Below are 24573 nucleotides of genomic sequence, written 5' to 3'. Positions count from 1 at the left end.
TTCGCTTCTCGCATCGCCGTATCCAAAACTTTCTGGAAGGATGGGAAACAAATGGGTATGTGCTTATCAAAAGCAGCCAGACGTTTTACCCTGCTGGCCGGTTTGCTCCTCGGCCTCCAGCTGCCTCTTCTGCTGCCCCTCACAGCCGAAGCGAAAAGCAGTATCGATGTCAGAATCACCAATCCCCAGAATGTACAAAAAGTTGGGGGACAGTTAAGGGTTGAAGCCTCTATTTCATCGGAGTATGCACTGAAGGAGGCTAAAGCTTCCGTCGGCGGCATAGAAGCCCCTCTCTTTCAAAGCTGCTCTGGCTGTTCAACCTGGACCGGCACGCTGAATACCTCCTCATTGCCCCAAGGCCCCCATAACGTAATCGTTAAAGCTACAGATGTAAAGAAGAAGACTGGAACCGCCAGCGCACCCTTCGTGCATGATGAAGTCCCGCCCGTCGTTTCCTTAATCGAGTTACCCGAGCAGCACAGCATCATTACCGACGGCTCGATTCAGATCAACTCAGAGGCCACGGATGAATTCGCAACCCCGGTGCATCTCCTCAATATATACGAAGAAGGCGACCCGTATAACGCCGTTATATCAGAATCCTGGACGGGAACATCGTACTCAAAGATGGTTAATGTCTCGGCTTACACTGGCACCACACTGCTCATCCACTATTCCATCGGCGACGGATGGGAGCCGGAAAGTAATAACCTCTCGAATCCCGTAAACTTCGGCCGAACAGTTCATATTGCGTCCCTATCCGCTCTCACCCCTGCTGAACGTATTCCAAATGCTGAGATTGTCGACAGTGATGCGAACAGATTGCTGATCAACCGATCGGATAAGCTATTTATCCGAAGCCGGACCGATGGTACGGAAACACCGGTTGCCGGTGGATACTATCCCGTCGGATTAACTCTGAACGGAGCCGTGACCGGATCTTTAGCTGAGCCGGAATACACGGTCCGCCTTCATAGTTGGAATGGCACAACCGTTGCCCAAGCCGACATAGGACAATGGGATCGCCCCTCGGCCATCACGATCGCATCTAGCGCCAGTCGCATCAGGGGCAAGTATCTGCTTTCTGCCTTTGAAGGAACTGTTTATTGGATCAATACGGAGACCAATGAGGTACGCAAACCTCCGGACTTCTTGCAATTCCCCCATAGCTCTGATATTACCGATTATGAACTCATGGATAATGGCGACCTGCTGATGAGTGGGGACCCAAAGTCTCCTGACACCATATACCGGTATTCTGCGGCGACCGGTCAGACAGAACCTTTCCTCACCTTCCCATATCCCCCGTTTGGACCCATCTCTGATGGTGAGACGATCTTGTTCTATGCCGGCGGGGCCCTGCAGAAATACCGGGATGGCAGTGTAACCAGTGAAGTGTATGGTATTCCCCTTGATGAATTCTCAGTGCCTTCAGAATACTATAAATACAATAATGGATGGCTCGCCTATATAGGGCAAAACCATCAGGCGTATTTGAAATCCCCGGAAGGAACGGTCACCCAAGTTACTTACTTTCAGGAGCCGGTATCGCTCCACGCTCTAGGAGAAGACGGCACTCTGATCGTTAAGGATTCGCCATTTACCTACCATCTTTACCGTCCGGGTCAGGAGCAGCTAATTGAAATTGGATCTAACCGGGGGGCACGTGTGGATTTACATGAAGGCCAGGTCCATTATCTGCTTGGGGACACCTTTTTCTATGTTAACCAAGCTCCCGGAGGTACACAGGCCTTCTCTTCGCCAGCGCCTCATAGCTTGAGCCTGCCGTAGTACGGCACAGTGGTGCCCAGGGGGCATGCACAATCGGCAGTGGTAAATCAAAAAAGCGTGAGTCATGGAGGTCAACTACTCCAAACTCGCGCTTCTCCTTGCCCCTTCTCCTTCTGTACCTTGGTACAGACTCCGTTATTTGTTCTTGCGTTCGGGACGGTCCTGGATCGGCACAAGGTCCACGCCGGCCTCTTCCGCAAGATCAGGGAATTCCGTCACGAACCAGCTGTCCCAGCCCCGGTTCTCATCCCGGTCGTTGCGCCACTCGTCGAGCCGCTTGGCCGCTTCCTCTTCGCCCATCTCTCGCAGCTTCTCGATCACTTCCAGCTTCCTCTCAGGTCCTTTACCGGACATGCGAATCACCCTTTCTCCTTATTGGTCCTCTCTTCTAAGAAAATGAATCAATGACCGACACCAAAACCAGCACAACCCCCGACCAGGTGGGCCCCCACAGCGAATCCACCCCCGTCACCTCCTCCGAATCCATGATATAATTGGTAAATCCATTCCTCTTATTCCGTTTTTAAACCAATCTATACAGTTCAAACCAAGCGTCTGTCCGGAGGAAAGGATGTTCGATAGACCTTGGTTTGCTGCCGCTGCCAGGAGGACAAGAGAACCTATGAACCGTGAAGAAATTGTAAAACTGCTGGAAGACTCTGGACTTGAGGCGTACCGGGAGGCCATCGCTTCCTGGATTTTCCCCTCTCATCAGTTACATCTGCAGCCCGAGCAGGAAGAGCTTCTCCCGCTTGGCTCCAGCAAGATGGGCGGCCATCCCGACCTTCCCTCAGACGTGGAATGGCCGATGTGGAAGCACTACCACCAGAGCTTCCTTGCCCAGATCAACCTGGCGGATGTTACCACACCACCTCATTCCCTGCCTTCCGGTGGGCTGCTGTCCTTCTTTTATGCGGTCGAAGCGATGCTCGAGGACTCGGAGTTCTACGGAGATCGGCATACCTGCCGTGTGATCTATACCCCCGCCGAGCAGCTGGGTGAGCTAGCCCGCCGCCCTTCACCGGATGAGCTCCGGGAGGAATTCGTGCTGAAGCCGAACCGGGTGGGCTTCGTCCCGACCCTCTGCGTTCCACCGCAAGAGTCCGCCTTCTTGGAGAGCCTGGGTCTCGGCTGGAACAGCAGCAGAAAGGAGTTTGACAAGTATAGGAGAGCCTTCCTCAAAGGATTCAACAAACACCAGTCCGCCGGAAACTGCATCCACCGCTTCCTCGGTCATGCCGATCCGATCCAGGGAGATATGCAGTTCAGCTGCGAGATGAATACGCAGGGGCTGTCCTGGGAGGACATCCGGGAGTCGGAAGCGGTACGTCAGCGTGTGCAGCAATCCGCGCTGGGCTGGCTCCTGCTGCTGCAGATCGATTCCGAGGAAGAGAAGACGGGCATGATGTGGGGTGACACAGGGAGGGTTTATTTTTGGATCAAAGAAGAGGATTTGTCGGCGCAGCGGTTTGACCGGGCGGTATGCGAAATGCAGTGCTGCTGAGCACAACGGAAATGGACGAGGGGCAAGAATCCATGGGGCAGCCCTGTCCGTAAGCCGATGATTCCGTACATACATTGTGGAGACCGGCCGTTCGGCAAATAACAAAGCACCGCAGCGGCCTGCGGTGCTTTCTCATATTCCGTGCCTGTTTAGCCCTGCTGCGCTGCATTCGGATCCATGAAGAAGACTTCCCATTGATGGCCGTCCACATCCTCGAAGCTCCACGAGTACATAAAACCGTAATCGAGCGGCTCTTTGGCCGGCTTGCCCCCCGCTTGACGCACCTTGTCTACAATCTCGTCCACCTGCGCCCGGCTCTCTGCCGTCAGCGCCAGGATTACCTCGCCGCTCCGCGCCGTGTCGCAGATTTCTTTGGTGCTGAACGAAGCATACTTCTCATGTGTGAGCAGCATGGCGAAGATCTGCTCGCTGATGACCAGACAAGCTGCCGTATCATCGGAGTATTGGTCATTGAACGCAAAGCCTACCGCCTCGAAGAACGCCCTGGACTGCTTCAAATCCCGAACCGGCAGATTTACAAAAATCATGTTCGCTGTCAGTGCCATCCTTGAATCACCTCATCAGAATAGTTGGGAGCTGCTCCCCTTGGTTTCCACTTCTTCATCATAGCAAAGCGTGACCCCAAATATTTCTTACCGATTGCGGCTTTTCTTCAGGAACCCTGACAGACTGATGTCACTGTGCCTCCTTATAATAAGGGTATAAAGTCAATCAGAGGAACAAAGGAGATGTATCTTATGCCAAACGCCGTAACGATGTATCAATACCATGCCTGGGCCAACCAAACCCTGCTGAACCGGATCAGCGAGCTCCCTTCCGAGGTATATACACAGGAAGTGAAAAGTATATTCCCCACGGTTGCCAAAGGCATGGCTCATATCTATGCCGTCGACTGTACCTGGCTGGAGATCCTAAGCGGCGTGCCGATGCCGGAAGCTTTGGTTATCGGCCGCCCCCTGGAAGACGAAGCCGAGCAGCTGAGCATCCGGGAGCTCTCGGAACGGTTCAAACTCCTGTCCGAACGGTATGAAGCCTTCTTCCGGAAGGAGACGGACCTGGAACGTACGGTCCTGCTCGATAATCCTTACGTCACCGTGCGTGAAACGAGTTTGGCCGAGATGGTGCTGCAGGTGGTCAATCACGGGACCTATCACCGGGGGAACGTATCGGCTATGCTGCGGCAGATGGGCCACGCCTCGACAATGACGGAATACGCACTGTTCTGGTATATGGACGGCAGCCAGACGGCCGGGCAGACCCCTCCGGCAGCCAAAGCCCAGTAACCCAGTAAAGGGATTACGATTCGTTGAACCCGGCAAGATCACCGGGGCTTCAGCGTCAAAGAAACGGACTGCCGGAGCGGTCCGTTTTTTGCTGCCCGATGGAAGGCGCTCCGGAGCGCTGCGCCTCTCAATCCAAGCTGTAATGAATTTACACTTTTAACTCAAATAAATCTATTTTTTAGGCTGAGAAAGTAGGATAAGATTTGGTATGAGCTCAGAACAGGGAAGACGATAGCGGCAGCAGCGGCCTTCTTCTCCCAGATCGATGGGTTTAAGTTACCAATTGAAGGAGGAATCAGCGGCTAACCAAGATGCATTCATCACGAAAAAGAAAGCGAATTCATAAAGAGGAAATCGAAGTGAAGGAGACGATGTAATGAAAAAGTTTGTCAAGCCTTTATCCATGGCGCTGGTGCTTTTATGGACCTCCGCCGCCACATGCTTTGCCGATAACCCCGTAGTTCTAAATACCTATACCGCTGACCCTGCGGCTATGGTCTATAACAATACGGTCTACTTGTATACCGGCCACGACGAGGCTTCCGCTACCGGCACCGGGTATGTCATGCGCGACTGGAAGGTCTACTCCTCCACGGATATGGTGAACTGGACGGATCGTGGGACGCCTATGGCTGTAAGCGCCTTCGGCTGGGCCAAAGGAGACGCCTGGGCCGGCCAGGTCATAGAGCGGAACGGCAAGTTCTATTGGTACATCTGTGCAGAGCATAAGACCATTCCGGGCAAAGCCATAGGGGTGGCGGTATCCGACAGTCCGACGGGTCCATTCCGGGATGCCCTGGGACATGCATTGATCACCAACGATATGACGAAGTTCTCGGGCATCTCCTGGGATGACATCGACCCGAGCGTGATGATCGATGACAACGGGCAGGCTTATCTGTACTGGGGCAACACCGCCCTGATGTATGTCAAGCTCAACAGTGACATGATCTCCTACAGCGGTTCGATCAACAGTGTTCCCTTGACGCAGGCTTCCATCGGTCCTACGCAGTTTACGGAGGCCCCTTGGATCCATAAACGCAATGGACTTTATTACCTGTCGTACGCTTCCGGCTGGCCGGAGGCGATCTCCTACTCCACGAGCACCAGCCCGACCGGCCCCTGGACGTACAGAGGGGTCATCATGGCGCCGACAGGAACCAGCGGTACGAACCATCAAGCGATCATCGAGTATAAGGGGCAGCCATATTTCATTTACCATAACGGCGCTCTCCCTACAGGCGGGGATTACCGCCGCTCGGTGGCCATCGAGAAATTCAACTACAATGCGGACGGGACCATTCCTGTGCTGAGCCAGACCTCCACCGGAGTGAATGGGGTCAAGAACCGCCTGCAGTCCTATAATTTCCAGAATATGTTCGTGCGGCACGCGAGCTTCGATGTCACGATCGATACGAACATCTCGCCGGCCGGCGACCAGTATTGGCAGGTCGTGCCGGGGCTTGCGAATGGAGGCTCGGAATATGTCTCCTTCCAATCGGTGTACTATCCCGGATATTACCTGAGGCATTCCAATTACGATTTTGTCCTGGCGAAGAACGACGGCACGGACACCTTCAAGGCTGATGCGACCTTCAAGAAGGTGCCGGGGTTGAAGGATGCCACATGGACCTCGTTCCAGTCTTATAACTTCCCGGCACGGTACATCCGGCACAGTGCGTATCAGCTGAAGCTCGATCCGATCAGCACCGATCAAGAGAAGCAGGACGCCACGTTCAAAATTGTGAATTAATTCAAAGTGTAACAAGAGCAAGCATCCCCGGATCCAGGAAGGACATGGTTCCAGGGGGTGCTTGTTTTTTAGTGAAAAGATGCGGGTAAACAGCGGAAACGGCGGTGCCTCCTGCTGCTTATGCCGAATTCATCCTACTGCCGGGCGGCACGCTGCGCGAGCATTCTGCGCACGAACACAGCCGCGATCATCATCGACATGGCGACCGATACGGCGCTGATGGCGAACAGAGCCGGGTAGCCGAGGTAATCGGACACGGCCCCAAGCAGAATCGAGCCCAGCCCGATGCCGAGGTCGAAGGCGGTCAGGAACGAGGCGTTGGCCAAGCCTCTGCGCTCCGGATGCGCCATCCGAAGCGTTGCGGCCTGCAGAGCCGGCTGGGCGCCGCCCGTGCCGATCCCGTACAGCACCGCTGCCGCAAGGACCCCGGGCAGGCCCGAGGCAACCGCGAGCACAGCCAGCGCCGCCACCGTGACCCCAAGCGCCGGCACGATAACGGCGAGCTCGCCATGCCGGTCCGACAGAGAGCCGGCCAGCGGGCGGATCAGAGTTAGCGTGATGGCATAGGTGAGGAAGAAATGCCCGGCGTTGACGCCGATGGACTGTGCAAAGAGCGGCAGGAAGGTCGTTACCCCGCCGTAAGCGACCGCAAGGAAGAAGACGCCGGCCGCGATCGGACCGAGCGACTTGTCGAAGAATACCATCGGGCCGCGGGAAGCCGAAGGCTGGAACGGCGTACGCACACCGGACGCCAAGAGCAGCGAGACAGCCGAGAGACCGGCGGCGAAGAGGAAGAGATGGTGGTAGGAGGACTGCTCCAGCACCCACAGACCGAGCAGAGGCCCTACTGCCATGGCCACCGTCATGGAGGCGCCCGCCCATCCCATGCCTTCAGCACGCCGGGAGGCCGGAATGCTGTCCGTGATGGCCGTGAAGATGGACGTGGTGGTGAACGCCCAGCTTACCCCATGCAGCGCGCGCAGGATCATCAGGGCAGCGATACCGAATACCCAGTCATACAGATACATCGCAGCCGTGAAGGCCAGCAGCCCGCCAAGAATGAACGGCCTTCTGCCGTACCGGTCCAGCAGTGCGCCGACCAGCGGACGGCAGACCACCGCCGCGATCGTGAACATGCCCGCCGCAAGGCCAATCTGCGAATCGGTGCCGCCAAGCTTCTGGATGAAAAAGGGCAGCGTAGGCAGCAGCAGATAAAACCCCGTTCCCAGAAACAGCATCCCGATCGTCAATGTCATGAACGATCGCGTCCACAATTTGTCCACGAGGATCCCCCCGATCAAATGGATGAACTCCCTGCCATACCGTGAAGCGTATAAAAGAATAGGCACTCCGGTGAACCCTTCACGAGGTCTCCACAGATCACTACGACTTATGATGTATCCTTTCCCTGCATTTGGCAACCATTTTTTATTCACCGAAACCAGTTGATTCCTGGCCGTGTCCAGGTGAATCCCCAGCGGAGAGCAGCCCGCTGACGAACCCGTATTTTCATTTCCGGTTTGTCCCCCACCCTGTTTCAACGATCCGCAGAACGGGTAATCACCCTTAAACAACTGCTCAGAATTTTTTGGAATATGGCCGGTCATCTTGTACTACATTCGCTCCTGCCACATATATGTAAGTAAAGGAGAGTGATGGTTGTCATGGATGAGCAGGCACAGTACATTGTCAAGGTGGACGATCAGGATCACATCTTTGAGTCGTATGCGGAATTCTGCAACTTCATGTCGGATAACAGCCAGGCTGTTATCCAGGGAATCGAGAAGCTGGAAGACTAGCCTCTGCCTCCATGAATCCGTCGGACGGATGCTCTTTGCTCCCTTTTGTAACGCAGCTCTGCAAGGCTTAGCTGGCCATTGGCCGGCTAGGCCTTTTTCGCATACTCTGTTCTGATCTCTTGCGCTTCAGCTCCTCCTCTGCTCACCCGCTGCCGCCCCTCCCCGCTGCCCTGCATCACCGAAGGTCCAGTTCACGAGAAAGATGCCCGCAAAAATCAGCACCCCGCCTGCAGCCGTATATCCCGTGACCTCCTCGCCGAGAAGCAGCCAGCCGGACAGCACGCCGAAGAAGGGGGCGAGGAACAGGAACGCGCTCGTGCGCCCGGGATCCCCCTGGCTGAGCAGATAATACCAGGCAGCGAACTGCACGATAGAGCCGAGCAGGGCCAAATAGAGCAGAACTCCGACGGATACGGCGTTCCAGTGGAGCTTCGGCGTTTCGGCCAGGAGGCTCAGTCCCAGCAGGACCAGCCCGCCGAAGAGCATCTGGTACGCGGTCAGCACCCAGGTGTGAAAGCGGGCGCCCCAGGCTTTGACGAGCAGCGTGGCGGCCGCCCAGGAGAAGGCGGATCCGAGTCCCAGCAGCGTCCCTGTCTCGAGCCGCAGTCCTCCGCCGAGTGTAACGGCCACGCCTGCGAAGCCGGTCAGCACGCCCAGCCATTGGACCGGGCGGTATCTCCAGCCCATGAACAAGGTGCCGAGCACGACAACCAGCAGCGGGTTCAGAAACGTGAGGATCGACGATTCCCCCGCCGTGATGGTCTGCAGGCTGAGGAAGATACAGCCCATGACGCCTGCCGTCTGCAGGCAGCCGATCAGGGTCAGCCGCCCCCAATCCGGCAGGCCCGCCGGCAGCGGAAGCTTCCGGCGGCGGACCCACAGGGCCATCAGCCCGCCCGCCAGCGTAAACCGGAGTCCGACGAGCAGCAGCGGGGAGAGCCAGGGCAGACCCAGCTTGCCGACCGCGAAGGACGAGCCCATCAGCGAGGTGGCCAGGAGGGTCAGCAGGGTATACGGAATACGGTTCATCTTTTTGTATCCTCCTTGCCGGATAGTGTATGGATTGTTCCTCTCCGATTGTAGCATGGAGACACTTCGGTTATGATCGAACTATGGAAACACGCTGTCTATCCGGATCAAAAAAAGGAGATTCTGTCCATGAGCCTTCCAGGTCCTCATCTCACCTCAGCTGCCGCCCTGATCGCAGACCCGTCGCGTGCCGCGATCCTGCTCGGCCTGCTCGGCGGCAAATCGCTTCCTGCCGGGGAGCTGGCGCGCCTCGCCGGTGTCTCACCCCAGACGGCCAGCTCCCACCTGGCCAAGCTGGTCGAAGGCGGCCTGATCGTCCATGAATCGCAGGGCCGGCACAAGTACTTCCGGCTAGCCGGCCGGGAGGTCGCCCACGCGCTCGAGGCGCTTCATGCGATCGCTCCGCCGAAGCCCGTTCGCTCCCTGCGCGAATCCGACCAGCTCCGGGCACTGAAGCATGCCCGCACCTGCTACGACCATCTGGCCGGCCGCCTGGGGGTCGCACTGACGGACCGGCTCCTCGAGCTTGGGTGGCTTGAAGCCTCGGACTGCCGGGACTTCGCCCTGACGGGGCCCGGCCGGGAGCGGCTCGCGCAATTCGGTGTGAGCGTCCCGGAGAACGGCGGCAGGCGGCGGCACTTCGCCCGGCAGTGCCTCGACTGGAGCGAACGCCGGCCCCACCTGGCCGGGAGCCTCGGTTCAGCGCTGGCGGACCGGTTCTTCGAGCTCCGGTGGATCGAAAGGCTGCCCGGCGGGCGGTCCCTCCGGGTGACAACCGAAGGCACCCGCGGGCTGGCCTCCGCCTTCGGCCTGTCATGGGAGCCGGGCACCGGGGTACCGCCTCACGGCGAGTGACGGCCGTGCGGTCCCCTGCCGAGCCGTACGGCTAGCTGACCGGCACGGCGTCCATCTCGGGGCCGTGCACGTTCGTGATCTGAGCACGTGCCAGCCGCCGAGATCCTTTCGGGACCATACGCGAAGAAGCGAAGAACCCTGTCCGGCGGTAAAGCCGGGCAGGGTTCCATTTTTTGTATACGCTAAGGACTACTGCTGTTGAATTCATAGTAGAATCGCGGGCGCTCTCCCATCATCACCTGATAAATTTCATAATTGCTCTTCATCGCTCCGGCCAGGAAGGTCTTGTAGGGCCTGTCCGCCACATTGACCAGTCCGGAATTATACCGCTCCGCCCAATCGCCGATGCCCTGCCAGTATCTTCCCGTTCCGGCCTGGTCGACGTAATTAAACCAGTGCACGCCTACGACATAACTGAGGCTGGCCGCGCCTTCCACATAATTGCGGTACCGCAGCTGCCGGTCGTTCTGGTTCAGCGCCGCGCCCGGCACAAGAGGCTTCAGCCCCTGCTCCGCCGTGCCGTAGCCGAATTCGCTGAAGAGGATCGGCTTGCCTCCCGATTTTGCGTGCACCTCGCTCAGCAGGTCGGTCTCCAGCTTCCGCGTGTAGTAGTTGATGGAGATGACATCCATGTATTTGCCCGATGCCTCGGCGAGATAGCCCCGGAGCTTCGTATCATGGAACGGCGTCGTGATCCACCGGTCCCCGAGCAGGAGGTGGTTCCTGTCGTACTTGCGGTAGACGCGCGAGACCGTGCCGTAGAACGTATCGAGATAGAGCTGGAAAAAGGCATTCATGTCCTGCCACGAGGCCGAGCTCTTCAGAGGCAGCTCCTTCTCTTTCATCTCCTCGAAGGATGAGAAGGCGGTGCCCCACGCCGTATTGAATGCAGTGACGGTCCCGTACTTCGCCTCGAGCTCGCTCACCAGCCGCAGCTTGATGGCCGCCCGGCTCCCCTGCAGCTTCGGTACCTCGCGGTGGAACTTGTGGTAGTCGTACTCGTTATCGAGGAAATACCCGACGATCATCTCGTCGTTCTCATGCTGGGGCAGGACGGCCGCGAAGGTCTCCTCCATCTTCTGCTCCGCATCCGGAGCGAAGATATCGAACAAGGACAATCCCGGCACGCGGGCCCAGTCCATCCAGCTCAGGGGCAGCATCCGCACATACGGGAAGGCGTTCCGGCTCCCGTACTGCTCGGGGGAGAAGCTCCCTGCCGTGTTGAAGCCCCAGCCTTTCAGCCGTCCCACTGCCTCTGAATAGAAGCCGCTGGCGGAGGGAAACCGGCCCGTCTTGCGGTACTTGTTCGCCATGTAGTAGGAGAAGCTCCCCGGATCGTCCGGCACAAAAGCCTGCTGGTACTCCCCTTCCGGCGAAGGAAACCACTCGAACTGCTCCTCGCGTCCCTCCACCTTCGTGTAAGTCTCCAGGTTCGTCAGGCCGTTCACCCCGAGGCTGAAGAAAATATTTCCTTCCGGCGTCTTCAGCACCTTCCGTCCTCCGGCATCGCCTACGGCGAAGTAGCCCGTCGCCTCCAGGCCGTACCGTTCGGCGCTGCCGTCAAGCCCTCCGAAGCGGTCCCACTCCTGGGGCGGCGCCAAGCTGCCGTAGTAGACTTCATCGGCAGCCGCGTCGCTGCGCAGCTCCTGCTCGCTTTTCACCCTCCCCGCGAAGGCGTTCATGCCAAGCTGGCCGAAGCGGTCCACCTTGATCGAACCCGATGCGTTCAGCGTGTACGTGCGCAGGGAGCTCGGCTCCCAGCCGTCCATTACGGCGTAGGTCTGCAGCTTCGGGAAACCCGTCAGCCGCAGGGGCTCCGTGTAGCGCACGTATGGCTGCTCGTCCCCAAGCCGGTAATACACCGCCGCGCCCGGGGAAGCGGAGGAAAGCTCTGCGGTCACCCCTTCCGCCGTACGGGTTGAAGACAGCTGAACCGAGGTCGTGCTCCGGTTGATGGTCACCTCGGCCAGCTGTAGTGCCCACGGCTTGTCCGCGGACTCCGGCAGCTCGAGCTTGAGGTAGCGGAGCCCTTCTTCCGCCGTTACAGCCTCGTAGACGTATCCCAGCCAGCCGCCGGATGAGGTCCCCGCCCCGTAGGCTTCCGCTTCGATCGGCTTGTAGGCTGATCCATCCGTGGAGCCGTAGATCCGGAGCTTGTCCCCGGCGGCCGCCAGGTACTTGTACACCGATAACGTGACCGAACGGATATCCTCATCGAACCGGTACACGATCCGCCCGGGGGCAGTCGAGGTCCGCGTCAGCCGGCCGGTATCCCCTCCGTAGTAAGCAGGGTCGGTGCCGGTCAGATACACATTCGAACGGGCGTAGATTTGGCCCGTGGTATCGAGGGTGTCGGTGAAGCCCTTCATCCCTTGCGGAGAGGACAGGAGGAAGGGCGCCGTCTCCCCGGATTCACGGCTGCTCAGGAAGGTCATCCCGTCCGTTTCGTTGACGAGCGCCAGGCTGATCTCCGTGAGACCCAGCATCCGGGCTTCCCTGGCATACTCCGTAATGTCGAACTGCAGCCAGCCGGGAGGCCCGTAATCCAGGGTCAGCCCGCCGAGCAGCTTCCCGTAGGTCAGTCCGGTGACGGTGGACGGATCCGGCGTATAGGCCGCAGCGGTTACGGAGGAAGCCTCCCCTCCGGCCGGCCATCCGTGGACTTCGGATCCCACCTGGCCGTAGACGGCTTCCGTTAAGCTGGAGAAAGTCTCTCCATACGCCGACTCCCCTACCGTGGACGGCACGCTGTCTCCATACGCCGCGCCGGTTACGGTCAGCGGCTTATTCGCATACGTCAGCGTCCTCTCCGACCACATCCCGGAGACCGAGTATAGCTTGAGGACGGCCGGCCGGCGGGAGCTGTCCGAGGCATACCCGTAGACCTGAAGGGTGACCGTATCCCCCTCGCCGGTGAGTTCAGGCAGACGGAATTTGAGATAGGCCTCCCGGCTGCGGAATTTCTTGACCAGCAGCTCTTTCTTATCCCCGTAGACCGCCTGGGGAACTCCACTGTCCACGAACCCATCCTCGTAGGCCTTCTCCACACGGCCCTCCGAATCCGCCGGCACGGGCACATAGCGGTAGGTGGACACACGGCTGGCCGCCGTCCCGGTCAAGACGGCGCAGGTTCGCAGCTCCATATAATCCAGGACATCGATCGGCCCTCCATAATGCCTGCGCGAAGGGGATGAACGGGGATCGCTTCCGTCCGTCGTGTAATAGATCGCGGCTCCCTCCGTATCGGAGCGGAGCACCACCTTGCTGCCATAGGGAACCAGTCCGCCGGGCAGAGAGGCACTAACGCCGGCCGGCCCGTTCAGCACCACCTTCCCCAAGGAAGGCGGTTCCTCGGAGGGCCGGCCGTTATAACGAATCTGGACAAAATGCGTGTCCTCCGGAAGCAGACTCGTTTCATACGTCACGGCATGGAGATACCCCCCGTTCTCGTACACATTCGCGGTCACTTGACTGTATGTCATGCCGTCCGGGGATACATAGAAGCTCGGGTGTCCGTAAGGCCTGCCCGTAGGCGTATAGTAAGCACTTACGGCAAAAGAACGAAGAGGCTCCTTCGTCCGGTAGGTTATGTACTCCCCCCCGGAGCCGCTGGGCTGTACGCGGGTTACATCCTCAGCATCGCGCCCGGGGTAGGTTCGCAGACTCAAGGAGCTCGAACGGTCATAGATCCTGCTCCAATCCGCGAGATCGTCGATCAGAACGGCGGAGACACCTGCCGCAATCCCTTTGCCGGACGGCGGCAGCAGCATGGCAAGCAGGCTGCACACCAGCAGCCTGGGGATCCAGTTACGAAACAATAAGTTCAAAACAATCACTAGTTCATCCTTTCTCTCATCCACGTAATCCGGCAGCTAGGCACGGATTCTTTTCCCTGCATAAAACTTGCACCAGGTGCGGCTGTAACGTACGCCGCCGATCTGCACATAGTCGTCATCATACCCTTGGATGATGCCGCTGCAGTCGAGCCGGCGCTCCGCGTCAGGCTGCGTGAGCCAGATGTTCACGGGCCGTTGGAACAGCGCAGCGGCAAACAGCTCCGTACCAGAGACCAACTCTTTATGGTCTCTCCCCATGAATTTGGGATTTTCATACATTTTATACCACCTCCAAGTAGCAGTATGGCACAAGTTGGGGCCATGTTCAATTGTTGGCGCTTTCTTCCGGGGGATTTGGAGCCGCAACGCCAACAAAAGCCAGGCCATGTAAGTTCGGCTCTGACTCTGATTATTGGATCATAAAAACTGGATCTGTTGGCATCGATTAGTAGTGTATAGATGGAATATACCCGCTGTGCAAGCAGGTGAATCAGCCCAATGGATGCAGCGCCGTTCATCGGCAGGAGAATCCAACCCGATGAGCGTTCCAGCATGACCTCTGAGGAGCCTCCGGTCCCCTGTGACAAGCAGGTTCATCCACACTAGCCCGCACCGGGAGTTTTCCGAAGTCTCGCCGTTTCATGCTGAAACAACAGGATACTCTAAGGCGCCATCCCCTTGCATTTTATAGGCCTTTGACCGGAATCCGGATCGTGAATTCGGGGTCCGGATCATACGGGTTCTGAGACATCGGGTACACCTCGTAATGCGTGATCTCCGTGTCCTTGTTCAGGACGCAGCCCTGCTCTGAGATCCACTCGTAGATCAGCCGGTACGTTTCTTGGATGTTCTGGCCTTTGGCATGCTTGCATTCGGCATAGGCGAGGGTCGGGACGCTGATGTCCAGCATGCCATCGGGTACCCCCGCTTCAGGAGTGACTTCCAGCACGGCATAGTGAACGAAGCCCTTCGCCTCGGGATGCGCGTGATAGGAGAGGCCGAGCAGCTGCTCCGGGTTTGCCTGATGGGCAATCTCACCGAGCCGCCCGCGCAGCTCCTGCTGAACGAGCCGGATGCCGCCCGCGGCCGCCTCCGCGAACGTGCCTTCCCACCGCAAACCTACCGCCCGAAACGCCGGCTTCTGAATCACTTGGACTTCCAGTACTCTTGTCATGCTCCCGCCTCCCCGTGAACGTTTCCTACAAACTATTCGATAAGCGCCTGTTGATTCCCTTTTTTGTCATCCTCCGATTTTACAAATAGAGGATAATGAAGAACACCAAGGCAAGCACGAACCGGTAGACAGCGAACCACGAGAGGCTCAATCGCTTGATGAGATTCAGGAACGTGACAATCGCCAGCATCGCCACGAGGAACGCTGTGCTAAGTCCCGTCAGGAACAGCGGAAGATCGCTTACCGACAGAAACTCCCGGCTCTTGTACAGGTCGTAGGCGGATGCGGCGAACATGATCGGCACGGAGACGATGAAGGTGAACTCCGCCGCCGCCTTCTGGCTCGTCCCGAGCAGCATGCCGCCCGAGATGGTCGAGCCCGACCGGGAAAAGCCCGGCCAGATCGCCAGGCACTGGAACAGTCCGATGCCGAACGCCTGCTTGTAGGTGATGTCATCCATCGTCTCGGCGGTGACCCTTCCCCGGAAGCGGTCGGCGGCAATCATCAGCACCCCCCCGGCAACGAGCCCGATGAGCACGGGCGTCGGACCGAAGAGGTGTTTTTTCATATATCCGTAGATCGTCAGGCCCGCCACCCCGAAAGGCACCAGTGCCGCCCCTACATGAAGCAGGTTCAGACCCGGGCGCTTCAGCATGCGCGGGGAAATCCGCAGGAAGCCGAGGAACCGCCTCCAGTACAGCACCAGCACGGCCAGTACCGCGCCGAACTGGATGACGACCTTGAAGGTCGATGCCTTGTCCCCCTCGAACTGGAGCAGGTACCCCGTGAGAATCATATGACCGGTCGACGAAACGGGCAGGAATTCGGTCAGCCCCTCGACGATGCCCATCACGACGGCTTTCCACAAGTCACTCATGCTTCTCTCTCCTCATTTACTCGTTACTGTATCTCTTTCTACGGAATATCCGTGCGCTTAAAATAAATCAGCGTCGCCAGGAATCCGGCCAGGGAGGCCAGGCCTACCGCTATGTACGAATAGTGGAGCGGATACGCCTCCACCTGTCCTCCGCCTGCAATGACCTGCACGGCCGACCAGGGGAAGAGGGCCTTATAATCCCGGTTGGCCAGGGCCACATTGCCCATCGTGATCACGGAAGTGAAGATAATCGTGGGCACGTAATTCTTGAAGAGGAACGTCACGAACATCGTCGGCGTGGACAAAAGAAACAGCAGGCCGCCCCCGGCCAAATACTGCCCGAGCGACTGAAGCAGCACGTCCGTATCCAGGCCGACGGCTCCACCCAGCAGGCCGGCCGCCAGAGCCAGCACCCAGGCGGTCAGCGTCAGCACCGCGATCCAGAGGCAGAGCAGCAGCAGCTTGCTGATAATCAGGCTGCCCCGCGATACGGGAATCGTGAGCAGATTCTTCAGCGTATCTTCCGTATATTCGCGCTGGAACAGGTACGCAGTGATCACCCCGTAGAGCAGCGTCCCGATGAGCAGCATCACATACAGGTTCGTGTCCTCGAACACCTTGGCGAAGCTCACGGTTTCCCCCGGCCGCCTCATGTGGAAGTCCAGCAGCCCAAGGAACATCATCACCGGGGCTGCGGCCGCCCCGATCAGGCTGACCAGGAACATGCGCGCCCGCTTCAGCTTGAGCAGCTCCGTATAGAGCAGATTAACCAAAGCTTCCTCCCCCAATCTTCCGGACAAAATAATCCTCGAGCCGGTCCTCGCTCACCGCCATTCCGGTCACCTCGATGCCGTGCTCGACGAACAGCTTGTTGATCTTCCCCTGCTCCCCGATGTGGGAGTAGATGCGGATGCGTCCCTCATCCCCCACTTCATAATCGTGAATGTGCCAGAATTTCTCGAGCAGCATGGCCGCCTTCGTATCGCTCGACACCTTGAATTCGAGAAACCGCCGGTTCTGGCGCCGGAGCTCCTCCAGGGAAATCTCCTCGAGCAGCCGGCCGTGGTGGATCACGCCGATCCGGTCGGCGAGCTGCTCTACCTCGGGCAGGATGTGGCTTGAGATCAGGATCGTGATCCGCCGCTCCCGGGCCAGCGAGGAGATCAGCCGGCGGATCTCCTTGATTCCGATGGGATCGAGTCCGTTCGTCGGCTCGTCGAGAATGAGCAGCTCCGGATGATGCAGGATGCTGCGGGCGATGCCGAGCCTCTGCTTCATGCCGAGCGAATACGAGCCGACCCGCTTCTTCGTCTCGCCCTGCAGGCCGACGGTCTCCAGCGCTTCGTCAATCGCATTCTTCTTATGTACGCCCATCAGCCTGGCATTGACCGCCAGATTCTCCCGCGCCGTCAGGTTCTCATAGAAGCCGGAGAACTCGACGATCGAGCCGATTCTCCGCAGGATCTCCTTCTGCTTCTCCTGCAGCCGTTCGCCGAAGATTTCGATCTCGCCCTGCGAAGGGCGGATCAGGCCGAGCAGCATGCGGATGGTGGTCGTTTTTCCCGCTCCGTTCTGTCCGAGGAACCCGTAGATCTGTCCCTGCTCCACGTGCATGTTCAGGCGGTCCACCGCTTTCTGCGTGCCGTAGATCTTGCTCAGCTCCGTCGTGCGGATGACAGTGCCCATGCGGCGCCTCCTTTCCTTATGTGGTGATATCCCCCGCTTCTCACTCATCATAACCCCCAGAGTTTAAGCCCCGCTTATCGAGTTCTTACCATTTCCTTAATCGGCTGCCCGTCCAAAAGCCAGCGTAAACACCGTTCGCACCCCCGGCTCGCTCTCGGCGCGGAGCCTTCCCCCGTTCTTCTCCGCCAGCGCCCGGGCGATCGCAAGACCGAGTCCGCTCCCTCCGTCGCGGGACGATCTCGATCGGTCCCCCCGGTAGCTGCGCTCGAAGATGTGCGGCAGCTCCTCCGCCGGGATGCCCGGTCCCCGGTCCCAGACCTGCAGCCGGTATTCCCCGCCCTCCGCCGCCAGCTCCACGCCCAGGACGCCGCCTTCCCCGCCGTAGCGCAGCGCGTTCTCCAGCAGATTCGAGAGAATCCGCTGCAGGCTGAGGGGGTCGGCTGTGATCCGGCAGCCCTCTTCGGGCAGACGGACCTGCAGTTCGATTCCCCGCTTCTGGAGCTCGGGGAGCCGGGAGATCAGCGCCTGCCGGGCTTCCTCGGCGAAGTCGAGCGGCTCGGGGCGCTGAGGCAGATCATCCGCGTCGAGCTTCGCGAGATGGAACGTCTCGTCGACGAGACGCTTCAGCGCATACGCCTTCCGGGAGAGGATCGCCACATACTCCTCCTGCTCCTCGCGGGTCGGCGCCACCCCGTCCCGCAGCGCATCGACATACCCGATCATCGAGGTGAGCGGGGTGCGGATGTCATGCGAGATGTTGGCGAGCAGGCTCTGCCTCGCCGCCTCAGACCGGAGCGAACGGGCCTGGACCTCCGCCAGGCGCTCGATGAGCCCGTTCACCGCGAAGGCGGCCTCGTTCCACACGGCATCCCCGCCGGCCAGCAGCCGGGCTCCGCCGTGTCCCTCCATGACGCGGTGCAGCTCGGCCGTCAGGGACTTCAGCCGTTCGGTATGCCGGAGGCTGCTCCGCAGCAGCAGCAGGGAGACCGTCACGACCACGGCCCACAGGACTCCCCGCAGGAGCCCCGCCGGCCCGCTCCAGCCCCAGCCCCCGGCCTCGGAGAGCAGCAGTCCCCCGGCGGCCGTCAGCTGCAGGAGGGGCAGCCCCCCTCCGTCACGCTTCATGAGGCTCACCCGCGAATTTGTAGCCGATCCCCCAAACCGTCTGGATGCGCTTCGGGTCGGACGGGTCGTCTTCGATTTTGAGGCGGAGCTTGCGGATATGCACCATCACGGTATTGTCGTCTTCGAGATACTCGCTGTCCCACACCTGCCGGAACAGCTGGGTCTTCGTGAACACCTGGTGGGGGTGCGAGGCGAACAGCTTCAGGAGCTGGAACTCCTTGGCGGTGAGGCTGACCTCCTGCCCGTCCTTGGTTACCGTATAGGTCCGCGTATCGACCGTCAGATTCCGAAAGCGCAGCACGGCGCTGTCGTGGCCGCCGCTCCCGACGGCGTCCGCTTCACTGCCCAGCACCCTGAAGCGCCGCAGCTGCGCCTTCACTCTTGCCACCACCTCATGGATGCTGAACGGCTTCGTAATATAATCATCGGCCCCCATGCTGAGGCCGAGCACCTTGTCAATCTCCTGATCCTTGGCGGTCAGCATGAGGATCGGCACGTTCGAGACGGCGCGGATGCGCCTGCACACCTCCATGCCGTCCACACCCGGCATCATCAGGTCAAGCAGAACCAGACTGTATGTCTGCCCCCCGATTAGGCGCAGTGCATCCTCCCCGTCTGCGGCCAGATCCACGCGGTACCTCTCCCGCTCCAGGTAGAGCCTGAGCAGATCCCGGATTTCTTTCTCGTCATCGGCGACAAGCAGCCGAACTTCTTCCATCGTTCTCACCTGTTCCTTTTCCTTCTCTAGTGCGTCACAGCCGTCCGGCCGTTCGCCATGAACTATCCTTATGGCAGACGGAGCCTCCCCCCCAAATGTTTCAATTCCGGTACTATTGCCCCCCGGGACTCCGAAAGTCCCCCCATTTTCCCATTCCTTCCTGTCCCTTCGGGGGCGGAGGAGGTATAATAGAGGAACATTCATTCTTACTTTTTCCCACCATTCATGCACAACAGGAGGACTTCCCTTATGCCCAGCGGGATGCTGCAAGGCCTTGCCCACCGGTACGAAGCGCCGGTTCAGTATAGATTGAAGCTCGACGATACCGAATTTCCCCTCAACGACTGGATTGGAGAGACGCTCCACATCCAGTTCACGGGAGAGATCCGCTGCGTTCACTGCTCGCGGAAGATCAAGAAAACCTATAATTCCGGCTACTGCTATCCCTGTTTCACCGAGCTGGCCGAGAACGATCTCTGCATCGTGAAGCCGCATGAATGCCACTTCGATCAGGGCACCTGCCGGGACCCCGAGTTCGCGCAGACCTACTGCATGGTACCGCATTATGTCTATCTGGCCGTAAGCAGCGGCCTGAAGGTCGGGCTGACGCGCAAGGGCAACCAGATGAAGCGCTGGACCGATCAAGGGGCGATCCAGGCGATTCCCCTCGCAGAGCTGCCGACACGCAAACTCGCAGGCGAGCTCGAATTCGAGCTGAGCAAGTATGTGATGGACAAGACCGACTGGCGAAAAATGCTCAAAGGCCAGGTCGACGACATCGACCTGCTGCGGAGCCGGCAGGAGATTCTGCCCCACGTGCCGGAAGCGTTCCGGCCCTATCTGCTGGATGATGCGGAGGTTCACGAGTTCGTGTATCCGCAGCTGCTCTCGCCCGAGAAGATCAAGACCTACGATCTGGCCAAGGCGCCGATCATCACGGACCGCCTCATTGGCATCAAGGGCAATTACTTGATTTTTGAAGGGGCCGTCCTCAATGTCAAGAAATTCAGCGGCTACAAGGTGAATATTGACATTACAGCCCCGGTGCCTGTCGAGGAAGCCGAAGACCAGCTCGTATACTAGAAAACAGCCATCATTCTTTGATTCCCATCCATCTATAATGAAGCGGCCCCCGATGCATTCCATCGGGGGCTGTTTTTACTTCCGGGCCTTCGCCAAATTCCAGACCGCGAGCAAGAGGGGGACAGCGAACGTTCCTAACCAACCGATGGTTGGCGCATACGTTACATAGTTTCGGCCAAACAGGGCAAACATCATCAGGAGGATCATGGCGAACGGGGCCGCCTTCACCGCCGTTTCGAATTTCATGCCGTACCTCCTTCGCGCAAGTGGAAGTGGGGTAAGCAGCGGCAGTTATCAGGGATTTCCTTGCTTAAGTTAGGATAAACAGGGAACCAATTATTGTCAATCTTATTCGTATCCTCTATTTCCCCTCTGCCCTATCCTGCCGGTCTCTCAAAAGTATCCTGCCGGGTACTGCCCCTCACCTTCGACGAGCTGGAACGGCTGACCGGTGAAGGACTAAGACTTCAGAAAAGGGAACCATCCCTCTTCTTTCGAGTCGGAACGGTTCCCCTTTTCTCCTTATGCTATCTTATTCACAGCCATGCTCGATCTACCTTCCCTGCAGCACCAGCACGTGCTCCGAAATCGGGATCCCCAGCTCTCGCACGCCCTCGGCCAGGAGGGCTGCAATCCGCTGCGCGCCGGCCTCCGTGAAGTGCGTGTGGTCCGTCCCGTTCACGGAGATCATGAACAGGCGCTGCGCCTCGTCGTAGCCCATCGCCGCATAATCGGCCAGGCTGCGGGTCATGAGGTCGACGAGCGGCACGCCCAGCTCCTCCGCCAGTTCTTTCATCGCCGTGCAGTAGTCCGCGAAATCGTTCAGGAACACGCCGTCCTCGTAGTGCAGGCGGCCCATCGGCGTAATCAGCACCGGCCGGGCCCCGTGCTCATGGGCCCCCGTGATGTACTGCCGCAGATAGTCCTTATAGCCCCCGAACGGCTCCGTGTACCGCTCCGGCCGGCTCGGCGTCGCATCGTTGTGTCCCATCTGCACGAAGAGGTAGTCCCCCTCGCCGATCTCCGCGAGGATCTCCGCCAGGCGCCCTTCCTCCACGAACGTCTTCGAGCTGCGCCCGCCAATCGCCCGGTTATCGAAGAGAACCTCCGCTGTAAAATGCTCCGCAATATACTGGCCCCACCCGGCCTGCGGCGCCCGGTCCTCCGTATAAGTCTGTACCGTGGAGTCTCCGGCCAGATAGACTTTGATCTTCTTAGTCGCGCTCATCGTTACTTCTCCTCTCCCGCCGTGTAGATGGACAGCTTCACCGGACCGATCAGTCCCGAGGGTAGCGACTGCCCGTCGTAGCGGTTGGCCAGCGTGTTCGTCACGGCTACCGTCAGCTCGTTATCCCCCCCGCGGAGCAACTCCCCGACCTGGAAGCGGTACGGACTCCACATCTGGGCACCGGCCTCCCTGCCGTTGACCCATACGCGGACAAGCTCATGTGCCTCGCCGAGATCCAGTACGGCATGGTTATCCACGCCAGCCGTTCGGCTTTCCAGCCGCACGTTCCCCTCATAGACTACCGTGCCGGAAAAATGAGCCATCCCCTCCCATTCCGTCCATGAGGAAAGGGAGGAAAGCTCTTCCACGCCCGGTGCTCCCTGCACCCGCCAGCCTTCCGTCACCGGAATCTCCTGGGACAGCCTCCGGATGCCGGAGACCGCAAGCTGCCGGTCAGCCGGCTGACGCGGGTCGACGGCGATCACGAGGCATTCCCTCCGCTCAATCCGCAGCTGCAGCTCCGCTCCGTTCTCTGCAGGTGCGGTCGCAGCCGTTTCCATCGTCCCTGTCCAGGGATTCCAGATCTCCGTTCGTCCGTCGGTGCCTGCCGGCAGTCGGAATGCGCCTTCGTAAGCGGCCTCCCCTTCGTTGACCACGCAGTAGAAGTGTACGCCTTCCTTCACGACGTGGCTGATCCGGATGTCCGGATGGGCGGGAGACAGGCTGCCATCCCGTCCGAGCGCCGCTTCGAGCAGCTCCGCCGCTCCGGCGGGCGCCGTCCGCCTCTGGCCGATGTCCGGTCCGCCGGCACCCGCCTGCTCCCCATCCACGGCCTCGACCACAATGCCGCCCTGCTCCGCGAAGGTCCGGAGCCTGCTCCAGGTCTCCCGTCCGAACTGGCTGCCGTTCTCCACGAGCACGGACCGATACGCCTGACCCGCGATGCGAAGCACTCCCCCGTCGAGCTCGCATGCGGAGTGCAGCAGCTCTTCTTCGAGATAATTGAACTCGAGCTGCCGCTCGAAGAGCCCCCGCACGGACTGCCAGGGCAGGCCGGAAGGCGCTGTCAGGACCGCGATCTGCGCCTGGTTGACGCTGTCCGTCATGAGCCAGCTCATCCGCTTGATATAGCGGGAGAACCGCCGGTACTCCGGCCACCAGATATTGTTCAGTCCCACATCCGGCGGACGCTCGTCACGCCGCTCATCACGGATCGAGTAATAGAACGCGTGCGGAGAGATCAGGTTCACGCCTCGGACGAACAGCCAATCCAGGTACCATTTCATCTCGTCCGCCTTGAGCGCCCAGCCGCTTTCTTTTCCGCAGACCCCGAACGCCTCATTGAGGTTGCGCCGTCTGCCCCGGTGGCGGGCCGAATCAGCCGAGCACTTACCGAGCGTGCTGTGCGCCCCGGTGATCCCGAGGTCGTTCTCGGGAGCGATGAAGCGCCATACGACGTCCTGCCCGGGAATGTGAAAATACTGCAGCAGCCCGATATCGTCGCTCGCCGCCGGATGGCCGGTCAGAGCGATCCCGTGCGCTTCGCACCAATCGTAGAGAGGCTTGTAGTAAGCGCGCGTCATCCGCAGGTAAACCGCATGCTCGTAAGCGCTGCGGATGCGCTGCGTCTCCTCCCCGGCCTGAAGCCACAGGGCGGGCAGTTCTTCCAGCCGGACACCGGCGGCAAGCACCTCCTCCAGCAGGTCCGCTGTCCATGGCTTCAGGCCGCGGATATGCCGTCTCCCGAGCAGATCCGGTTCGTCGGTGAACATCGCGATCACGGTCGATCCGAAGTACGCCCCGAGCTTCCCATAATACCGCTCGTGGGTCAGCTCAATGAATGCCCGGACCGCCTCGGGATTCAGAAGGTCGGCAGCCAGCGGGGCATCCGCTTCCCCATCGTCCTGTCCCTCGTGAATGCCGCGGATCGTCCCTTTGGAATACGTATCCGTGAACACGAGAAGGGACCAGGTCCCCTCGCCCGGCGGAGTGAATTCGACTGTCTCCCCGTCGGAGGCAGCGGGTTGGAGCTGCAGCGTGGCCGACGGGTCAATCTCCTTCTCCGATATCCTGCGGACCGCCAGAGCCGCAATAATCCGCTCGCCCGGGCTTACGCTCAGCTTGATGCGGGTGCTCCCCTCCTCAGCGCAGGGGTACTCCGTCATCTGCAGTCCCCGGCTGGCGAAGTCCGGATTGCGCTTCACCACGAGGCCATTGGCCGCTCCGGAGGGATACATGCCCTCATCGTACAGAATGACTCGCATACCGAGCTCCGCCGCTTCCTTCACGGCCGCTTCGGCCAGCTCCAGGAATTCCGGCCCGAGATAAGGCTGGGATCGCGGCAGTCCCATGCGCGGGTGAAGCACGAAGCCCGCGACCTCCTTGGCATGGAAATCTCGGATCTGCCTTATGATTTCCTCCTTCGACAGCCCATCGTTCCAGAACCAGAACGGCACCGGGGTGAATTCGTCGGGGGGATGGACGAACGTTTCCTTCAAACGGTCCAGCATACGGTTGTACCTCCAGGGTCAAAAAGTAATGTTCCATGCACACGATCGGCGGCCGCTTCGGCGACTTTTCTTCTATGTAAGCCTGTTTCCTACTGCCGGCCTTGGCCTGAACGCGTCCGGTTCATGCCGGGCAGCCTCCACAGGCAGGATGTCTGATACTCTCTATGGATTCTCTATGGCTGCCGCAGCATGGCCTCTCTCTTCACCATACCCGCTCCGCCGCTTGACCGCCATTGGATATTCTTGCAGATCCTTGTGCGATGCCCGCTAAGCCGGGCTCATGCGCATTTTTCGCTGTACC

General features: G+C 59.4%; 22 protein-coding genes. 7 read left to right on the top strand and 15 right to left on the bottom strand.

From position 1 onward, the window contains the following. Nucleotides 1–51: 51 nt before the first annotated feature. Nucleotides 52–1791, top strand: coding sequence for a hypothetical protein (locus tag ACP26L_RS12630; protein WP_426452888.1), 1740 nt, complete (start codon nucleotides 52–54; stop codon nucleotides 1789–1791). Nucleotides 1792–1926: 135 nt separating this feature from the next. On the opposite strand, the gene ACP26L_RS12625 is transcribed toward ACP26L_RS12630, so the two are convergent. Next, nucleotides 1927–2145, bottom strand: a complete 219-nt coding sequence (locus ACP26L_RS12625; RefSeq protein ID WP_426452887.1) for a hypothetical protein — start codon at nucleotides 2143–2145, stop codon at nucleotides 1927–1929. Nucleotides 2146–2413: 268 nt separating this feature from the next. On the opposite strand from ACP26L_RS12625, the gene ACP26L_RS12620 reads away from it, so the two are divergent. Further along, nucleotides 2414–3295, top strand: a complete 882-nt coding sequence (locus ACP26L_RS12620) for a YwqG family protein (protein WP_426452885.1) — start codon at nucleotides 2414–2416, stop codon at nucleotides 3293–3295. Between the two features lie 149 nt (nucleotides 3296–3444). Here the strand turns inward: ACP26L_RS12620 and ACP26L_RS12615 are convergent, their stop codons facing one another. Next, nucleotides 3445–3861, bottom strand: a complete 417-nt coding sequence (locus tag ACP26L_RS12615) for a VOC family protein (RefSeq protein ID WP_426452883.1) — start codon at nucleotides 3859–3861, stop codon at nucleotides 3445–3447. Nucleotides 3862–4053: 192 nt separating this feature from the next. Between ACP26L_RS12615 and ACP26L_RS12610 the strand changes: the two genes are divergently transcribed. Next, nucleotides 4054–4599, top strand: coding sequence for a DinB family protein (locus ACP26L_RS12610; protein ID WP_426452881.1), 546 nt, complete (start codon nucleotides 4054–4056; stop codon nucleotides 4597–4599). A 376-nt stretch (nucleotides 4600–4975) separates the two neighbouring features. Next, nucleotides 4976–6352 (top strand): family 43 glycosylhydrolase, encoded by a 1377-nt coding sequence (locus ACP26L_RS12605; RefSeq protein ID WP_426452879.1) that lies wholly within the window; start codon nucleotides 4976–4978, stop codon nucleotides 6350–6352. A 134-nt stretch (nucleotides 6353–6486) separates the two neighbouring features. Here ACP26L_RS12605 and ACP26L_RS12600 read toward each other — a convergent pair whose 3' ends face one another. Continuing rightward, complete coding sequence (locus ACP26L_RS12600) at nucleotides 6487–7635, bottom strand: MFS transporter (RefSeq protein ID WP_426452877.1); 1149 nt, start codon at nucleotides 7633–7635, stop codon at nucleotides 6487–6489. 381 nt (nucleotides 7636–8016) lie between these two features. Between ACP26L_RS12600 and ACP26L_RS12595 the strand changes: the two genes are divergently transcribed. Further along, entirely contained in the window at nucleotides 8017–8151 is a 135-nt protein-coding gene (locus tag ACP26L_RS12595) for a hypothetical protein (protein ID WP_426452875.1), read from the top strand. Nucleotides 8152–8277: 126 nt separating this feature from the next. Here the strand turns inward: ACP26L_RS12595 and ACP26L_RS12590 are convergent, their stop codons facing one another. Next, entirely contained in the window at nucleotides 8278–9180 is a 903-nt protein-coding gene (locus tag ACP26L_RS12590; protein ID WP_426452873.1) for a DMT family transporter, read from the bottom strand. Nucleotides 9181–9309: 129 nt separating this feature from the next. Between ACP26L_RS12590 and ACP26L_RS12585 the strand changes: the two genes are divergently transcribed. Further along, nucleotides 9310–10035 carry an ArsR/SmtB family transcription factor gene (locus ACP26L_RS12585; RefSeq protein ID WP_426452871.1) on the top strand — a complete coding sequence of 242 codons (726 nt, stop codon included), beginning with the start codon at nucleotides 9310–9312 and terminating at the stop codon, nucleotides 10033–10035. A gap of 182 nt (nucleotides 10036–10217) precedes the next feature. Here ACP26L_RS12585 and ACP26L_RS12580 read toward each other — a convergent pair whose 3' ends face one another. From ACP26L_RS12580 to ACP26L_RS12545, 8 genes are all read right to left on the bottom strand, one after another. Continuing rightward, nucleotides 10218–13871, bottom strand: a complete 3654-nt coding sequence (locus ACP26L_RS12580; RefSeq protein WP_426454917.1) for a DUF7594 domain-containing protein — start codon at nucleotides 13869–13871, stop codon at nucleotides 10218–10220. Nucleotides 13872–13907: 36 nt separating this feature from the next. Further along, nucleotides 13908–14129 (bottom strand): hypothetical protein, encoded by a 222-nt coding sequence (locus tag ACP26L_RS12575; RefSeq protein WP_426452869.1) that lies wholly within the window; start codon nucleotides 14127–14129, stop codon nucleotides 13908–13910. Between the two features lie 427 nt (nucleotides 14130–14556). Beyond that, nucleotides 14557–15045, bottom strand: a complete 489-nt coding sequence (locus tag ACP26L_RS12570) for a GyrI-like domain-containing protein (protein WP_426452867.1) — start codon at nucleotides 15043–15045, stop codon at nucleotides 14557–14559. A gap of 79 nt (nucleotides 15046–15124) precedes the next feature. After that, complete coding sequence (locus ACP26L_RS12565; protein ID WP_426452866.1) at nucleotides 15125–15922, bottom strand: undecaprenyl-diphosphate phosphatase; 798 nt, start codon at nucleotides 15920–15922, stop codon at nucleotides 15125–15127. A gap of 38 nt (nucleotides 15923–15960) precedes the next feature. After that, nucleotides 15961–16695, bottom strand: a complete 735-nt coding sequence (locus tag ACP26L_RS12560; protein WP_426452864.1) for an ABC transporter permease — start codon at nucleotides 16693–16695, stop codon at nucleotides 15961–15963. Then, a complete protein-coding gene (locus ACP26L_RS12555) occupies nucleotides 16688–17608 on the bottom strand; it encodes an ABC transporter ATP-binding protein (protein ID WP_426452862.1) in 921 nt (306 codons plus the stop codon). Before ACP26L_RS12555 ends, ACP26L_RS12560 begins: the two co-directional genes overlap by 8 nt. Before the next feature lie 96 nt (nucleotides 17609–17704). Continuing rightward, nucleotides 17705–18733, bottom strand: coding sequence for a sensor histidine kinase (locus ACP26L_RS12550; RefSeq protein WP_426452861.1), 1029 nt, complete (start codon nucleotides 18731–18733; stop codon nucleotides 17705–17707). Then, on the bottom strand, nucleotides 18723–19451 hold the full coding sequence (locus tag ACP26L_RS12545) for a response regulator transcription factor (RefSeq protein ID WP_426454915.1): 729 nt from the start codon (nucleotides 19449–19451) through the stop codon (nucleotides 18723–18725). The genes ACP26L_RS12550 and ACP26L_RS12545 overlap by 11 nt, the downstream gene beginning before the upstream one ends. 249 nt (nucleotides 19452–19700) lie before the next feature. Between ACP26L_RS12545 and ACP26L_RS12540 the strand changes: the two genes are divergently transcribed. Further along, a complete protein-coding gene (locus ACP26L_RS12540; RefSeq protein WP_426452859.1) occupies nucleotides 19701–20534 on the top strand; it encodes a DUF2797 domain-containing protein in 834 nt (277 codons plus the stop codon). A gap of 75 nt (nucleotides 20535–20609) precedes the next feature. Here ACP26L_RS12540 and ACP26L_RS12535 read toward each other — a convergent pair whose 3' ends face one another. The 3 genes from ACP26L_RS12535 to ACP26L_RS12525 form a co-directional block, all read right to left on the bottom strand. Next, nucleotides 20610–20780 (bottom strand): hypothetical protein, encoded by a 171-nt coding sequence (locus ACP26L_RS12535; RefSeq protein ID WP_426452857.1) that lies wholly within the window; start codon nucleotides 20778–20780, stop codon nucleotides 20610–20612. Between the two features lie 307 nt (nucleotides 20781–21087). Then, the gene (locus ACP26L_RS12530; RefSeq protein WP_426452855.1) at nucleotides 21088–21762 is read right to left on the bottom strand and encodes a rhamnogalacturonan acetylesterase; all 675 of its coding nucleotides are present in this window, start codon (nucleotides 21760–21762) and stop codon (nucleotides 21088–21090) included. A 2-nt stretch (nucleotides 21763–21764) separates the two neighbouring features. Continuing rightward, nucleotides 21765–24272 carry a glycosylhydrolase-like jelly roll fold domain-containing protein gene (locus tag ACP26L_RS12525; RefSeq protein WP_426452853.1) on the bottom strand — a complete coding sequence of 836 codons (2508 nt, stop codon included), beginning with the start codon at nucleotides 24270–24272 and terminating at the stop codon, nucleotides 21765–21767. Nucleotides 24273–24573: the final 301 nt, after the last annotated feature.

Source organism: Paenibacillus sp. S-38, from assembly GCF_049942825.1.
Lineage (GTDB): Bacteria > Bacillota > Bacilli > Paenibacillales > NBRC-103111 > Paenibacillus_G.
This window is presented reverse-complemented; position numbering and strand designations above follow the sequence as displayed.

Coding starts and splice junctions, on each gene's coding strand:
- ACP26L_RS12630 (WP_426452888.1), top strand. CDS start 52: ATGGGTATGTGCTTATCAAAAGCAGCCAGACGTTTTACCCTGCTGGCC.
- ACP26L_RS12625 (WP_426452887.1), bottom strand. CDS start 2,145: ATGTCCGGTAAAGGACCTGAGAGGAAGCTGGAAGTGATCGAGAAGCTG.
- ACP26L_RS12620 (WP_426452885.1), top strand. CDS start 2,414: ATGAACCGTGAAGAAATTGTAAAACTGCTGGAAGACTCTGGACTTGAG.
- ACP26L_RS12615 (WP_426452883.1), bottom strand. CDS start 3,861: ATGGCACTGACAGCGAACATGATTTTTGTAAATCTGCCGGTTCGGGAT.
- ACP26L_RS12610 (WP_426452881.1), top strand. CDS start 4,054: ATGCCAAACGCCGTAACGATGTATCAATACCATGCCTGGGCCAACCAA.
- ACP26L_RS12605 (WP_426452879.1), top strand. CDS start 4,976: ATGAAAAAGTTTGTCAAGCCTTTATCCATGGCGCTGGTGCTTTTATGG.
- ACP26L_RS12595 (WP_426452875.1), top strand. CDS start 8,017: ATGGATGAGCAGGCACAGTACATTGTCAAGGTGGACGATCAGGATCAC.
- ACP26L_RS12590 (WP_426452873.1), bottom strand. CDS start 9,180: ATGAACCGTATTCCGTATACCCTGCTGACCCTCCTGGCCACCTCGCTG.
- ACP26L_RS12585 (WP_426452871.1), top strand. CDS start 9,310: ATGAGCCTTCCAGGTCCTCATCTCACCTCAGCTGCCGCCCTGATCGCA.
- ACP26L_RS12575 (WP_426452869.1), bottom strand. CDS start 14,129: ATGGGGAGAGACCATAAAGAGTTGGTCTCTGGTACGGAGCTGTTTGCC.
- ACP26L_RS12570 (WP_426452867.1), bottom strand. CDS start 15,045: ATGACAAGAGTACTGGAAGTCCAAGTGATTCAGAAGCCGGCGTTTCGG.
- ACP26L_RS12565 (WP_426452866.1), bottom strand. CDS start 15,922: ATGAGTGACTTGTGGAAAGCCGTCGTGATGGGCATCGTCGAGGGGCTG.
- ACP26L_RS12555 (WP_426452862.1), bottom strand. CDS start 17,608: ATGGGCACTGTCATCCGCACGACGGAGCTGAGCAAGATCTACGGCACG.
- ACP26L_RS12550 (WP_426452861.1), bottom strand. CDS start 18,733: ATGAAGCGTGACGGAGGGGGGCTGCCCCTCCTGCAGCTGACGGCCGCC.
- ACP26L_RS12545 (WP_426454915.1), bottom strand. CDS start 19,451: ATGGAAGAAGTTCGGCTGCTTGTCGCCGATGACGAGAAAGAAATCCGG.
- ACP26L_RS12540 (WP_426452859.1), top strand. CDS start 19,701: ATGCCCAGCGGGATGCTGCAAGGCCTTGCCCACCGGTACGAAGCGCCG.
- ACP26L_RS12535 (WP_426452857.1), bottom strand. CDS start 20,780: ATGAAATTCGAAACGGCGGTGAAGGCGGCCCCGTTCGCCATGATCCTC.
- ACP26L_RS12530 (WP_426452855.1), bottom strand. CDS start 21,762: ATGAGCGCGACTAAGAAGATCAAAGTCTATCTGGCCGGAGACTCCACG.
- ACP26L_RS12525 (WP_426452853.1), bottom strand. CDS start 24,272: ATGCTGGACCGTTTGAAGGAAACGTTCGTCCATCCCCCCGACGAATTC.